A 14808-nucleotide genomic window follows, 5' to 3' on the forward strand; every position below is an offset into this window, starting at 1 on the left:
CAAATTGCTTTTGGTAAAATTTACGTGACTTAATTTTGTCGCCAAGCATCACGACAAGTATTTTCACGTGTATACCAAATTCATCAGTTATTTGGAGGTGGAAAGCTTTATGGATATATGGATCGGGGCAAAAATACCTGACGATGGGAAATCGTACTTAAACAAATAATAATCTAGCGATCGCGCATAGATGAAATAATAGGTTCTGGATAACAGAGCTATCTGAAGATAATTATCAATTGGGAAATTGCTCAAATGTCTAAGCAACGTTCTCATCAGAGGAACTTTTTTGCAAATACAGCTAGCAGCATGATGAAAGCTGCCCATCCATTCCGAGGGATACTTAGATACTGGCGTATGCTCCTAATTGAAACGCTACCATTTGTAGCAGCCTGCGCAGTATTAGTGAGTGTTATCAGCCTCAACAGCCCGATCCTACTGTTTTGTTTGTTAGTAGGAAGTCTCATAGCAATAATTACACAGCAAATAGGGCAACAATTCAACTTACCAAAACGAAAAATAATCTTACTGCAAATATTAGCAGCGATCGCCCTATTAAGCGTATTTTGGCTTGACTACTTCGCTGCCCCAGCACAAGCACAATTCTTCAAAAAAGCCGAAGATTTCTTTCAAAACACCCTTACCCAAGGTTCCAGCAACGGCGGTAACACCCAGCTAGCCGTAGGACTAGTATTCAACGTTTTGCGGGCACTCTACCTACTATATATAGCTGTCGCCTTGATTGGAGTAGTCAACGCCGTGCGCAAAGACGAAGATTGGCAAAACATCGCCAGAACGCCCTTATTAGTAGTAGTTGCAGTCACAATTGCTGATGTCCTCACAGGCTTTGTTATTGGCAGTGGGAATAAATAGCCAACAGGGGAAGAAAGACAAGGGAGTGTGGGGAGAAATAATTAATAACTATTGACCAATGACCAATGACCAATGACCAATGACCAATGACCAATGACCAATGACCAATGACCAATGACCAACCCACAAGACAAAGACTTTCGTCCAGTCAATCAAATATTAGGTAGCCAACCATCATTAGGGCCATTACCAGCAGATCAAATCTTGCCGTGGACAGTCATCGCCCTAGCAGCCTACTTCATCATCAACGGCATATTTGGCGGACTATTCACAGACGAATTTCAAAAATGGCTATGGACATTGCTAATAGCTGGATGGGGAATGGCAACCTGGTGGATATTAACTGGGGGCAGAAGTTGGAGTTTCTTAAGTAAATTTATCGGAGTACCTACCTGGACAAGAGGCTTTGCACGTTATCAAAGCTTGCTACACGTAAATCATGAAGCAAAAAATCGGAAAACAAAGCGTCAATATCGCCGCCGCCAACACAAGGCTAACACCATTTGAAGACGCCTTACACTTAGCAACAATGCTGCGTATAGGCTTCAATAAACGAGATATTGGTGCATATATTCTCACCAAAGGCACACAAAAAGACAGATTTTGCTTTGTGTTTGGCTTTGATTGTCGTGGCATACATAGCACTCTACGCAGCGAACAAATAGATACCATCTTCGACAACATCGAAGCTGGATTAAAAGACATCCCTAGCGGCGAAAAAATGACACTTCATTTAGGGTCATTTATCGATGACAAAGCACGCCAGCAAGAACTAGCAACGTTAGCAAAAAATAGCCCATCAAAAGATATTAAATACCTGTTAATGGCAGAGCGAGCCAGAGCTAAAGAACTCACAAAATCTGGCATTCGCAAACCCAAATTCTTAAAAATTTATGTCACCTACACCATCGAGCCAAATGCCGCCAATGCTGATGATTTTATTGAGAAACTATTAGCTAGAACCGAAGCATGGTGGTTAAAATTTAAAGGTGATATTTCCGAAGTTCAAAACCAGCGTTTAGAAGCCATGATTACTAACGCCTATAAACAAGGTTTTAGTCGCTGGGAACAACTTTTATCCAACAAAATGGGCTTAGATATTAAGCCATTAACAGCTACACAACTTTGGGGAGAAGTCTGGAGAAGATTTAACGATACACCAGCTATAGATATTCCCCAACTACTTACAATTGATGAAAATGGGCTAAAGGAACAAGTTTATTCCGACCTATCCAGCACTAAACTTTTAGTCGAAAATATTCACAGCACTACCTTATTAATGGAATCCGGAGTTCCTTGTGCTGATAGACGTTGGGTTCATGTTAACGATCGCTATATTGGCGCACTCACCTTTCTTGATAAACCTGGCGGTTGGGCAAATAAAACTTCCCAACTGAGGTATTTATGGGAACTTCTCTCTAGAGAAACAGTAGTAGATACAGAAATTTTCTGTCAGCTAACAGCTGCTAATCCTGCATTAGTAAAAACTACCCTGCAACGAGTCTTGAAGCAGTCAAATATGACAGCAATCATGGCTCAAGAAAAAAGCAAAACAATTGATGTCAACGCTCAATTAAAATTAAAGAAATCCGTAGCAGCACAAGAACAATTATTTGAAGGAGCCGTTCCCATATATACAGGGATAGCTATCTTTGTGCATCGTCGCAGTATCGAACAATTAGATGCAGCCACCAGATATATTGAAAACTGTTTTCAACGTCCAGCGAAAGTTATTAGAGAAACAGAATATGCTTGGAAGATTTGGTTGCAATCATTACCAATTGTTTGGGAAGGATTATTAGTAAAACCTTTTAATAGACGGCAATTATATTTAACCAGCGAAGTTCCCGGATTAATGCCATTAGTACTCACTAGAAAAGGTGATACTCAAGGCTTTGAATTAATTGCCGCAGAAGGCGGGACACCAATACATTTAGATCTATTTACCCAACACAAAAATCTAGCACTATTTGCTACAACCAGAGCCGGGAAATCAGTATTAGTTTCTGGAATTTTAACTCAGGCCTTAGCGCATAATATTCCTGTAGTTGCCTTAGACTTTCCTAAACCAGATGGCACATCTACCTTCACAGATTACACAGAATTTATGGAGGAGAATGGAGCCTATTTTGATATCTCTAAACAATCAAATAACTTATTTGAGCAGCCAGACTTGCGTTTGTTGAGTGTAGAAGAACAACGCGATCGGATGCTGGATTATACTGCCTTCTTAGAATCAGCTTTAATGACAATGGTCTTAGGCTCATCCACAGAAAACCCACTACTAGCGCAAACTGTACGCTCCTTAATTAACTTAGCATTAAGCGCATTTTTTAGCGATCGCGGTATCCAACAGCGCTATCAAGATGCAATGTCAGGAGGTTTTGGTTCCCCAGCATGGCAAAAAACCCCTACCCTCAAAGATTTCCTAAGTTTCTGTTCCCTAGAACATCTACAACTCGATTCTCTCAGCAGCAGAGTTGAAGATGCACTCAGCCAAATTCAGCTACGCCTGCGGTTTTGGCTTTCCAGCCGCGTCGGACAAGCAATTTCCGCACCATCCAGCTTCCGCACAGATGCCAAACTCTTAGTATTTGCACTGCGAAACCTCTCTGATAGTGAAGACGCCGCCGTTCTCTCCTTAAGCGCATACTCCGCCGCCTTACGTCGCGCCCTTAGCAGTCCCGCCTCCATATTCTTTATTGACGAGGCACCAATTTTATTTGAATTTGAGCAAATAGCCAACTTAGTCGGGAGGATTTGTGCTAACGGTGCAAAAGCCGGAATTCGCGTCATCTTATCTGCACAAGACCCCGATACTATAGCTAAATCTAAAGCTGCATCAAAGATTTTACAAAACCTCAGCACCAGATTAATTGGACGTATTCAACCAGTAGCAGTCGATAGTTTTGTAGACATCTTGAAATATCCGCGAGAAATTATTGCGCGGAATGCTTCTGAAAGTTTCTTCCCACGTAAAGAGGGGATTTATAGCCAATGGTTGTTAGATGATAACGGAATTTATACATTCTGTCGTTACTATCCTGGTTACGAACAATTGGCTGTAGTTGCTAATAATCCCCACGAACAAACGGCACGTCAACAAGCAATGCAACAATATCGAGATAAATATGAAGCAATCTCTGTATTTGCACGTCAATTAGTAGCTTCATTACGTGGGGATTAGTTATGAAAAAGGCAGAAGGAAAAACCATGCGAAAAACTTTGATTCTTACTCTAGGGTTAGCCTTAGTAGGAACTCTACCTGCAATGGCAGAATTAGGCAATGTTTTAGCAGATTTTCAATCCTATTCCGCAGAATTACAAAACTATCTCAAAAACAATTTAAGTCCCACATTAAAGCCGATAGAAATGCAATCTCAAAATGCCTTAAATCAGGCAACAGGAGAATTGAACGTACCCAACCCAGTAGCAGCAGGTGAGAGGTTGAGTGATGTAATTGTACTTAATTCCATCTCAGATAAATTTGATAATAATGCAGTAGTCAAATCAGCAACAGCAAATAATGAGATTAATCGCTTAATTACCCGCAGTTCAGTAGCTGGTATGTTGGGTAAAAATGGACAAATTAGAACAAAAATTAAATTACAAGCTACGAAAGATACGCTAGACAATATTGACCAAATAGCGCAAGAAGCAGACAATAGTCATCAAAATTTTCTCAAAGGCTTTCAACAACAAATAGGTCAATTAAGTAATTTGAGTATGCCAGGTTTAGGTGCATTATTAAATTCTGGTCAATCCGATTTACAACTGCAAAATATTAAAATTCAAAGTCAGCAATCAAAAATTGTCGGAGAAACGCTGGCGCAGACAATGCAAACCAATCACTTTTTGCAATACTCTAACTTGAATTTAGCCAATATTTCTCAACAGATGGAAGAGAATAATCGCGCTAGGAGAGTTGATGCTTCCGCAGAAGCAGCACGGCTTTTACGCACAACTTCCCAAATGGATTTGTTTGGCAGAAAAGAAAAATAAACTTCTCTATCTTTATCTTGGCGTTCTTGGCGTCCTTGGCGGTTCGTAAAAAAACAAATGCAGTATATTCTCCAACTTCCCGCAGACACAGGCATCAACGATATTATCGGCAATGGCGCGACAACAGCCAAAAGTATTGCCGAAAGTTGGGAAAATCAATGGATAGACTTATTACAAAAAAATCCCAGTGAAAATATTTATGGTGCTTTAACAAATTTAGGCATATTTTTTGCAGTCGGAACTTTATTATTCTTCTTGATGCAATGGTTGAAGGATGTTTTAGAAAGCGAATATTCTCGTCCGATATCATCAATGATTTGGCCGTTTGTGGTGGTGATACTGTTGAATAATTCCGGGGATGGCAGTATTCTGTCTAGCTTAACCTTAGGAGTACGCAACTTTATCAATTCTGTGAATCAACAAGTAGTGAGTAAAGCCGATAGTAATTCCTATTATCAGCAAGCACTTAATATGAGTGTGGCAGAAGAAGTAGCGGGTTCCTTACTGCGTCCTTGTCAATCCTTAAATGGAGAACAACAATCTCAATGCTTTGCTAAAGCTAGCATCAAAATTAGCAATCTCTGGCAAGAATATAAAAATTTATACGGCAATAAAGTCTGGATTGAACGGTTAGAAAATAAAGTAAATCAAATTAGCTATGGAACCGGAAGCATTTCCGAAAATTCATTTAACGCTTTGTTAGGTTCAACGGTGCAAACGAGTATTAAAAACTTTTTAGTATCCTTACAATATGCTTTCCAAAATTTGATGGAGGCGACAATGTTGCTAATAGCAGCTTTAGGGCCGCTAGCGGTAGGTGGGTCTTTACTACCTGTAGCAGGTAAACCGATTTTTGCATGGCTTACCGGGTTTATATCTGTAGGAATTGCCAAAATTTCATTTAATATTATTGCTGTGTTAACTGCCGCAGTAATTGTCAATGGCCCAGCACAAGATGCAAATGCTGACCCCGATTTAATGTGGTTTACGATATTTTTAGGAATTTTGGCACCAATTTTATCTTTATTAGTCGCTGCGGCGGGAGGATTTGCAGTATTTCAGGCGATTGGTAACGCAGCTAATTGGGTAAAAGAGAGGGTGTAAATGGTACGGTTATTAGAACAGAAAAAGCCTACAGTTAGTATTTTAACAATTTTTGCGATCGCTACTTTTGGATTGCATCTATTAGTCTTACTGTTTTTAATAGCTCAAGGTTTAAATATTCGCCAGTTGAGTTTGCGAAAACAACCGAATTTTGTGCAAAATATCGATGGTAAACCTGTCAATTCAATTGATGATTTAGCCAGAGATCCGGAGGTGATTCGCCAATTTATTAGTAAAACAATGACATCAATATTCAACTGGACGGGGACACTACCGCCACAAAATATTGAAGAAGTCAGTAGACCAAAACCAGACTTGGGAATATTAATTAAAACCACGAATGGCGGAAGTCAAAAAGTTACTACTACTAGTTGGGTATCTAGTTTTGCTTTGGCTGAAGATTTCCGCAAAGGGTTTTTAAGCCAAATTGCAGAGATGACACCACCAGAAGTTTTTGCTAATAATCCCCAACAAGTTATCTCCGGAAAATTAATTATTAAACGCATCTATCCACCCAAACAAATTGCGCCAGGAAAGTGGGAAGTGGGGATGGTGGCTGATTTGATTCAAAATAAACAAGCTGATGGCAAAAGATTGATTGTACCTTTTAATAAAGATGTGTTAGTACGCGCAGTAGATTATTTTGATTATCCCCAAGCTGAAAATGCCACAATATTACAAAAAGCAATTTATAGCGTGCGTGCTGATAAATTAGAAATTTATGAAATGCGGAATTTATGTTTGTTAGATGCTTATGATAATTTAAATGGTGCGAAGTCAAATCAATGTACATCTGAAGAAAAATCGGGTAATTTTATTAGATAAATCATGCAACTACTAAAATCAGAAAATAAAAAGACTAATATTTTACCCTTGTTTGCAGCCGGAACTTTGGCGTTACATGTATTGACTTTGCTGCTATTGATGTTTCATTGGTCGATTTTGCAGCGGTTAAATCGTCAAACGACTCTGCAAAGTTTAGTTCAACTGATTGATGGTCGGGCAATTACTGTTGACCCACAAGATAATTTAGTGCGTTATCCGGAAGCGATTCGCCGTTTTGTGGGTGAGACTATAACTTTGATGCTTACTTCGTCTCCTCAACAGCCTTCCACCACAGTTTGGGATGTTGCTTCGGAATTAGTAACTGATGATTTTCAACCAAAATTACAAACAGAAATTAATAATTTAACTTCAGGTAAGCAATTAAATAATTTTAGTAAATCGTCTGAGCAAATATTAGTTATCCAGCGAATTTCCCAACCCACACAATTAGCTGAGGGTAAATGGAAAGTGGATATGGTTGCTAATCAATTAATTTTTAATGGCTCCGATCGACTTGGTGAGTCAATTCCAGTTAATAAACAAATTTTTGTCCAAGCCACAGATGAAGCAGTAGCTTCTTTACCTAATGCACCAGTGCCATTACAATTGGCAGCTTATCGCATTGGTGAAGCTAGACTTAAAATCTACAAAATTTGTGACATTAAGGATAAAAGTTGTTCTGAAAGTTCACCCTAAGATGTACGTATGACTACCTATTCAAGTTCAGCAAAAAGTTCTGTAGATAATGATTACCAACTAGAACTAGATTCTCTAGATTGGGAATTAAGAATGGCCAAATTAGTTGGCTTAGAAAATGAAGACGTATCTTCTGCAAGTGACGAAATAGAAATAATAGAAGAATCAGCGAATCCGGAACCGTCGCTTTCTCAACCATCAGAAGTTAAAACTGAGCAATCTTTCTCATCAAACCCCTTTGCTAAGTTAGGTGTAGTTGGTTCTGCAACTTTGGCAGTGGCTTTGTTTGCTGGTGGGTTTTTGACTCAGATTATGAGTAGCAGCAATCAAAAGCCAAAAAAGAAGAATATTTCCCCAGAAATTAAATCGCCAGTAGTAGATGAATCTCCCCCACAAGAGTTAGAAATACAAACTCTCAAAACCAAATTAGCTTTAACCGAACAAGCAGAAGCTGTAAAATTAGCACAACAACAGCTAAGAAATACACAAATTAAAGAAGTTTCAACAGCTTCAAAACCTGCATCAAAAAGTAACGCGCCTCGAATAGTTACAGTTGAGCGTATGCTTGATGTACCCCATCCTCCACAAACAACAGCCTACTCTCAACCCATACCACAGCCTCAAATGGTAGCTGTTAAACCGGAGATTCCACCAGCAATTAATGCCACTCCGAAACCTAAACTAGATCCATATCAGATGTGGTCAACTTTAGCTAAGTTAGGTAGCTACGGTCAGGTGACTGGTAACGGCCAACCTTCAGGAAATGTTAATACTTCTGAAACAGCCAGCAATCCCAATCCAACTAATCCTAATTTAGAGCAACAGGCAAGCAATCCTCAGCCGAACTCCATACCAACCCCAGAAAACCCAACACCAACACCAGAAAACCCAACGCCAGAAACTCTGGTTGCAAATAAAACAGACAAGCCAGATTTAATGGCAAATAAACAAGCAAAACAGAGTGCAAAATCTATCGCCGTAGGAACTAGTGTTAAAGCCGTGTTGGCAACAGCTGTGTTTGGAGAAACTGCTAGTTCTGGCTCTAGTAATGGCAGCGATGGACAGAAAAATACCTTTGTAGTTCAGTTAAAAGAACCTTTAAAAGGTGTGGATGGAAACGTTGCTATACCTGCGGGTACTGAATTATTGACAGAAATTCGTTCTCTTTCCGAACAAGGTTTACTACAGTTAGATGTGGTGAAAGCGATCGCAAAAGAGCAAAACGGAATTACTGAAACTAGCTTACCGCCAAATGGATTCATGATTCGCGGTTCCCAAGGTAAGCCTTTGATAGCACGACAATATCCCAACCGCGGCTCATCTATTGCCAGCATGGATATGGGACTGTTTGTTTTGGGAGGTTTGGGTAAAGCCGCAGAGTTATTTAATCGTAGTGACGCTCAAGTTGTAACTACCAATGCTGGCGGTACTGTCGTTAGCAATACTAACCCGCAACGCAACATCTGGGCAGGAGTCTTAGAAGGTGGAATGAACACCATAGTGCCGCAAATTTCCCAACGCAATCAACAGGCTATGTCTGATATGATGCAGCGAACCAACATCTGGTTTTTACCAGCTGGCACAGAAGTCGAAATCTATGTCAATCAACCGATGGAATTGTAACTATCAGTGATGAATGGTCATTAGTCATTAGTCATTTGTCTTGTCTCCCCACACTTCCCACACTCCCTCATCTCCCCTCCAGTACACAGTTGCAGCCATGAAAAGAAACTTCAACTTCCGCGCAAATCTCCGACAAAATTCTTATTTATTACCGCTGGCTTCTGTTGGTGTTGTGGCTGCAATTCTGCTGGCTGGACGCGCTGTAGCACAGAACGCTGTGCTGCGCTCGATTTTTTCCTGCCAAGCTCAAGGTTTAAGCGGAGTAGTACCTACTATTAAAATCTGGTATCAACAAGGTACAAACTTAAGCTTTCTTCCCTCTGGAGAAAAAATTAAAAAAGTTTGGTTAAATGACCCGTCGCAGGTAACTATCGATTTTGACGGGCCGATGTGTATGCAGTTCGGTCAAGGCGGTAATACAGGAGATTGCCAAAACTCTTCAGCCAATGTAATTCAACTTAGACGAATTAAAAAACTGGCAATTCCGGGATTACCCGATACTAAAAATACACTTTTAACAGTAATTACCGAAGGTCAAGAAAAAACCAAGTTATATACTTTCCGCATCATCTATGGAAATGGCAACCCGGAGTATCATACTTTAGCAGTTTTTCCTGATACTCCTTCTAGCAGTGAGACACCTTGTGTAAGAGTTTCACAGTAGGGAAGAAATGCTCCATGCCCTAATCTGAATATAATTAAATTAGTTTCAATATAACTGCAACTTATTAAAGCGCGATCGCCTCATTGCTAAATTTTCACTTGTGTATAAAATTATCTGCGTCTTGCCATCTCTACTGTACCTTTTAGGACATTCGCTCTCAGGCAAGCAGTCAAATTTTTAACCAAGGAGAAATTTTTTTAACTCTCCCCGAACTTGAGATTGCCAGATGAAAAAATTCTGCCACTTCAATTTTTTGCATATCCAGCTTCCATATAATAATTGAAGAAGTGCAACAAAATTAAACATCAACCAAAATCCCTCGGCTGCCATCTTCTCTCCAACCTAACCCATAGCCCTGAAGAGCTTTATTGTGGCAGAAACGGTAAATGGGGTCTGGTTGGCATCTACGCGATCCAAGTCTAAATTTTCATGAACGGGAGAACACTATAATCTATGGCAAGAATAGAAACCCGCACTGAACCTATGGTGCTCAATATGGGGCCGCACCATCCCTCAATGCACGGGGTTCTGCGGCTAATTGTTACCCTGGATGGCGAGGATGTCATTGATTGTGAACCGGTAATTGGCTACCTGCACCGGGGAATGGAAAAAATTGCGGAAAACCGCACCACGATTATGTACGTCCCTTATGTGAGTCGGTGGGACTACGCAGCCGGGATGTTCAACGAAGCCGTCACAGTCAACGCCCCTGAAAAACTGGCGGGTGTCGCTGTACCCAAACGCGCCAGCTACATCCGCGTCATTATGCTGGAATTGAACCGCATCGCTAACCACCTGCTGTGGTTTGGGCCGTTTCTAGCTGACGTGGGCGCGCAAACTCCCTTCTTCTACCAGTTCCGCGAACGGGAGATGATTTACGATCTGTGGGAAGCGGCTACTGGTTATCGGATGGTAAATAACAATTACTTCCGCGTTGGTGGCGTGGCGGTTGATTTGCCTTACGGTTGGGTAGATAAGTGTTCTGAATTTTGCGATTACTTGCTACCTAAAATCGACGAGTACGAAAAGTTAGTTACCAATAACCCCATCTTCCGCCGTCGGGTTGAAGGTATTGGCACAATTACCCGCGACGAAGCAATTAACTGGGGACTTTCTGGCCCTATGTTACGCGCTTCTGGGGTGAAGTGGGACTTGCGGAAAGTTGACCACTACGAATGCTATGACGATTTCGATTGGGACGTACAGTGGGAAACTGCTGGCGATTGCTTTGCCCGTTACTTGGTGCGGATGCGGGAAATGCGCGAATCTGTGAAGATTATTCGCCAAGCAATCAAAGGACTTCCTGGCGGCCCTTATGAAAACCTGGAAGCCAAGCGTTTAGCTGCTGGGAAAAAATCAGAATGGGATGCTTTTGATTATCAATATATTGGTAAAAAAGTTTCTCCTTCTTTTAAGATTCCTAAAGGAGAAATTTACGCCCGTGTTGAAAGCGGTAAAGGTGAATTAGGTATTTATTTAGTGGGTGATGATAACGTCTTCCCCGCACGTTGGAAGATTCGCCCCGCCGATTTCAACAACTTGCAAATTCTTCCTCATTTATTACGAGGAGTGAAAGTGGCAGATATTGTGGTAATTCTCGGCAGTATCGACGTAATTATGGGTTCTGTAGACAGATAGCCTAGACGCAAAGGGGCTTGTCGCCAGACATCGCATTTTTGGTTGCGATAAAATATATAGGGCACAACAATGTTTGTGCCCTATATATTTTGAATTTTTCTTCAATCAAATTTCAAATCTGAAACTGCTTGGTCAATATTCAAGCTTAAATATTTATCTAATGGCAAATACATCCAATTTAGAGATAGCTGTGGGTTTTGGTTAGTCTGATGAAACCCCAATGCTGTGACTAATTGTTCATCAGTGGGATGGATGACTAGGCTATACATATCGCAAAGATTAGGAAAATCTGCTTGCATTTTAACTAATGTATTTTGGGCATCCTTTAAGAATTCACAGACATTAATTAACTGCTTGTAAGGTAAATCGATTTGCCAGCTACGAACAAAAATCGAAGTACAATTGCGATCGCCTTTCTGCGCAATTTGAAATGGGTCATCGTCCCAAGTTGCACTTAGATGCAGGCTATTACGCGGTGGGAGAAAGAAATTTGCTTCCGATTCTGTTGCTACTGGGTACAAAATATAAAAACCTACAGCATCTTGGGTATCGCTACGACGCAAAACCCGCATCCCGGTAGGATATTGTTCAGCCCAGCCACGTAGGATTCTGACAATTCTGTGGGGTAGGGCTGTCGCTTTTTTGTTCATCCAGTTGTAGTTACGCGCTAAAAAACTCGCAACGAGGATGGCGTCAGTGCGGGGATTAAAGTCATCGGGGAAAAGCTTTATCGCTGCTTTAGCTGGGGTAGAGTCTTGGGAATTGGTTAATACAGACCGAATGCGAATGCAGGTAGTATTGCCATCAAAGTCTTTTTCAATCAGCCCCAAAGCTACGAGCTTATCAATCATCATACCCGCCGAGCGATCGCTCCCGCGATCGTCTTCACCATAAAAGACTTCTTGTGCTTCGCGATGGGTACAAGGAACAAACCCATCGGGTAACTCTAGTTCTGTTAAAGGCTGCTTTAAACGCTGACCTAATTCTTGGCGTTGTTTGACTAGTAAATAAACCCACAACTTCACAAAATATTCTGCCCTGCGGCGCGTTATCCCAACTCGCCCCTGTAATTGGGAAACATATTTACGCTGTTCCTCAACAGGAAACCATTGGTCAATACTTTGTGGATTTATCATATGGCAAAACTCCTGACTTTTCCCAGCTTGTGCGGCATCAGCAGCTTCAACCAAATATTGCGCTGTTAGTTACCTGCACCCATCAACTTGAGAAAAACTTCACCCCGCTTCAGGTTAATTCCGCAAACCTCAACAGTATTACTGTACTTACAGCTTACTCATTGCATAGACAGAAACTGAAAATTCAAAATTCAGCTATATACCCAATCGAAATTGCAGGTATCCCTGTTTGACTTGAAAGCTGAGTTTTGGAGGAAATTGACAATGTTATTTCCAAATGACGAAAAAAATTGCAATTGTGTAGCTACCCCAAAAGATAAATCTAGCAAAAAAACTACCAAAGACGATGAGTTGCAGCCTATACCAAAAGTTGAGTTACTAAAAGCTATTATTGAAAGTTTTGTTGACGGTATATTTATACTAACAACTGAAGGTAAATTAATTTATACTAATGAGTTTGCTCGTTCTATATCTCGCCAGTTAATGTTAGAAGAGACCGCTAATTATCAAATACCAGAGGAGATTTGGCGCGTTTGTCAATCTTTAATTGAGAGTCGCGAGTTATTTCCAGACGAGAAAATAATTATCGAATCTGAAATTTCACCAAAACCTACAGTTAAATTACGGCTAAGGGCTAGATGGTTAGAGCTATGTGCTAGTAAACACAACTTTTTATTAGTTACTGTAGAGGATTGGCATCAGTATAGCCAAAGTATTGCGATCTCAGATGCTAAAAAATACAATTTAACAGAAAGAGAAATAGAAGTATGGCAGCTACGACGCGCTAACATGACTTATAAAGAAATTGCAAAACAACTTTATATTACTATTAATACAGTAAAAAAGCATCTAAAGAATATTCATGCCAAACAGCAGCAAAAAAACAATATAAATGAATATAAATTAGCATAAATAAAGACTCTGAAATCATCTGTCACTCCAGATTCCCGACTTATTTAAGAAGTCGGGAATCTCCAATCTAGACTTCATTAACTCTCTAAAAAATTAGATAATTCAATTTTTGATATTCTCTTACCTTATGCCAACCGATAATTCTCGGCTTGTCACTTATAGCCCAGCCTATACAATCGTCCCCACCTATGAATGCTTTAATCGCTGTACTTACTGTAACTTTCGCACCGACCCAGGTAAAAGTCTCTGGCTAACTCTATCAACCGCAGAAAGTATTTTAAAACAACTTCAAAACCAAAATGTTTGTGAAATTCTCATTCTCAGTGGAGAAGTACATCCTAATTCCTCCAAGCGCGATGAGTGGTTTCAACGGATATATGATTTATGCAACTTAGCATTATCAATGGGATTTCTCCCCCACACTAACGCCGGGCCACTCAGCTTTGCGGAGATGCAAAAGCTGAAGAATGTTAACGTTTCAATGGGGTTGATGTTAGAGCAATTAACGCCAAAATTATTAAATACAGTCCATCGACACGCACCGAGTAAAATACCCCAAGTGCGGTTACAGCAATTAGAATGGGCTGGAGAATTACAGATTCCCTTTACCACAGGACTACTGTTAGGAATTGGGGAAACATTCGATGATTGTTGGGAAACTTTAACAGCCATATCTCAAATTCATCAGCGTTATCATCACATTCAAGAAGTTATCTTACAACCCCACAGCCCAGGACATCAGCAAAGCTTTGATGCACCACCTTTTGACCCCCATCAACTACCAGAAGTAATTGCTAAAGCACGCCAGATTTTACCACCAGATATTACAATTCAAATTCCGCCGAATTTAGTCAAAGATGACCAATGGTTACTCGCTTGTTTAGCAGCAGGCGCGAGAGATTTAGGCGGAATTGGGCCAAAAGACGAAGTGAATCCCGATTATCCCCATATTCAAAAGCAGGAATTGAGAGAAATTTTACAGCCTGCGGGCTGGGAATTAGTACCGCGTTTACCTGTTTATCCCCAGTTTGATAATTGGTTGTCGCGAGAATTGCAAGCAGCAGTGAAGCGTTGGCGAAAAACTTTACACTAATTTTCAGTGTTGTATACCCTGTGGTAGAGGCACAAAAATGTTGTGCCCTAGCTTCGTCAACAAAGATTATAAAATCTCAAATGAGGCTCAGAGGTTCTTTAATGAGGCTATTTTCTCCATTAATGAGGTTCGGAGCTTCTTTAATGAGGCTATTTTCTCCGTTAATGAGGTTCGGAGCTTCATTAATGAGGTTATTTTCTCTATTAATGAGGCTTTGAGCTTCATTAATGAGGTTATTTTCT

At 40.5% G+C, this 14808-nt stretch carries 13 protein-coding genes; 12 read left to right on the plus strand and 1 reads right to left on the minus strand.

Features of this window, described 5'->3' with window-relative positions; translation table 11 throughout:
- Positions 1-255: 255 nt before the first annotated feature.
- The 10 genes from AACU33_RS33620 to AACU33_RS33665 all read left to right on the plus strand — a co-directional run bounded on the left by AACU33_RS33620 (position 256) and on the right by AACU33_RS33665 (position 11425).
- On the plus strand, positions 256-873 hold the full coding sequence (locus AACU33_RS33620; protein WP_096594592.1) for a hypothetical protein: 618 nt from the start codon (positions 256-258) through the stop codon (positions 871-873).
- A 114-nt stretch (positions 874-987) separates the two neighbouring features.
- On the plus strand, positions 988-1380 hold the full coding sequence (locus tag AACU33_RS33625) for a hypothetical protein (protein WP_096594593.1): 393 nt from the start codon (positions 988-990) through the stop codon (positions 1378-1380).
- Positions 1313-4060: a hypothetical protein gene (locus AACU33_RS33630; RefSeq protein WP_096594594.1), complete on the plus strand. Its 2748-nt coding sequence runs from the start codon at positions 1313-1315 to the stop codon at positions 4058-4060. The genes AACU33_RS33625 and AACU33_RS33630 overlap by 68 nt, the downstream gene beginning before the upstream one ends.
- 26 nt (positions 4061-4086) lie before the next feature.
- Positions 4087-4875: a hypothetical protein gene (locus tag AACU33_RS33635; protein ID WP_096595477.1), complete on the plus strand. Its 789-nt coding sequence runs from the start codon at positions 4087-4089 to the stop codon at positions 4873-4875.
- 57 nt (positions 4876-4932) lie between these two features.
- Complete coding sequence (locus AACU33_RS33640; RefSeq protein WP_096594595.1) at positions 4933-5979, plus strand: hypothetical protein; 1047 nt, start codon at positions 4933-4935, stop codon at positions 5977-5979.
- Positions 5980-6804, plus strand: a complete 825-nt coding sequence (locus AACU33_RS33645) for a hypothetical protein (RefSeq protein WP_096594596.1) — start codon at positions 5980-5982, stop codon at positions 6802-6804. It begins immediately after the preceding gene.
- 3 nt (positions 6805-6807) lie between these two features.
- Entirely contained in the window at positions 6808-7500 is a 693-nt protein-coding gene (locus AACU33_RS33650) for a hypothetical protein (RefSeq protein WP_096594597.1), read from the plus strand.
- A 9-nt stretch (positions 7501-7509) separates the two neighbouring features.
- Entirely contained in the window at positions 7510-9123 is a 1614-nt protein-coding gene (locus tag AACU33_RS33655) for a TrbI/VirB10 family protein (protein WP_096594598.1), read from the plus strand.
- Positions 9124-9220: 97 nt separating this feature from the next.
- Entirely contained in the window at positions 9221-9787 is a 567-nt protein-coding gene (locus AACU33_RS33660; protein WP_096594599.1) for a hypothetical protein, read from the plus strand.
- A 453-nt stretch (positions 9788-10240) separates the two neighbouring features.
- Positions 10241-11425, plus strand: a complete 1185-nt coding sequence (locus tag AACU33_RS33665) for an NAD(P)H-quinone oxidoreductase subunit H (protein WP_096594600.1) — start codon at positions 10241-10243, stop codon at positions 11423-11425.
- Between the two features lie 101 nt (positions 11426-11526).
- On the opposite strand, the gene AACU33_RS33670 is transcribed toward AACU33_RS33665, so the two are convergent.
- Complete coding sequence (locus AACU33_RS33670) at positions 11527-12558, minus strand: hypothetical protein (protein ID WP_096595478.1); 1032 nt, start codon at positions 12556-12558, stop codon at positions 11527-11529.
- Positions 12559-12825: 267 nt separating this feature from the next.
- Between AACU33_RS33670 and AACU33_RS33675 the strand changes: the two genes are divergently transcribed.
- Positions 12826-13473 (plus strand): helix-turn-helix transcriptional regulator, encoded by a 648-nt coding sequence (locus tag AACU33_RS33675; RefSeq protein ID WP_096594601.1) that lies wholly within the window; start codon positions 12826-12828, stop codon positions 13471-13473.
- Positions 13474-13600: 127 nt separating this feature from the next.
- Positions 13601-14566, plus strand: a complete 966-nt coding sequence (gene cofG / locus AACU33_RS33680; RefSeq protein ID WP_096594602.1) for a 7,8-didemethyl-8-hydroxy-5-deazariboflavin synthase subunit CofG — start codon at positions 13601-13603, stop codon at positions 14564-14566.
- Positions 14567-14808 lie beyond the last annotated feature (242 nt).

This window comes from Calothrix sp. NIES-2098 (assembly GCF_963875125.1).
Classification (GTDB): Bacteria; Cyanobacteriota; Cyanobacteriia; order Cyanobacteriales; family Nostocaceae; genus Aulosira.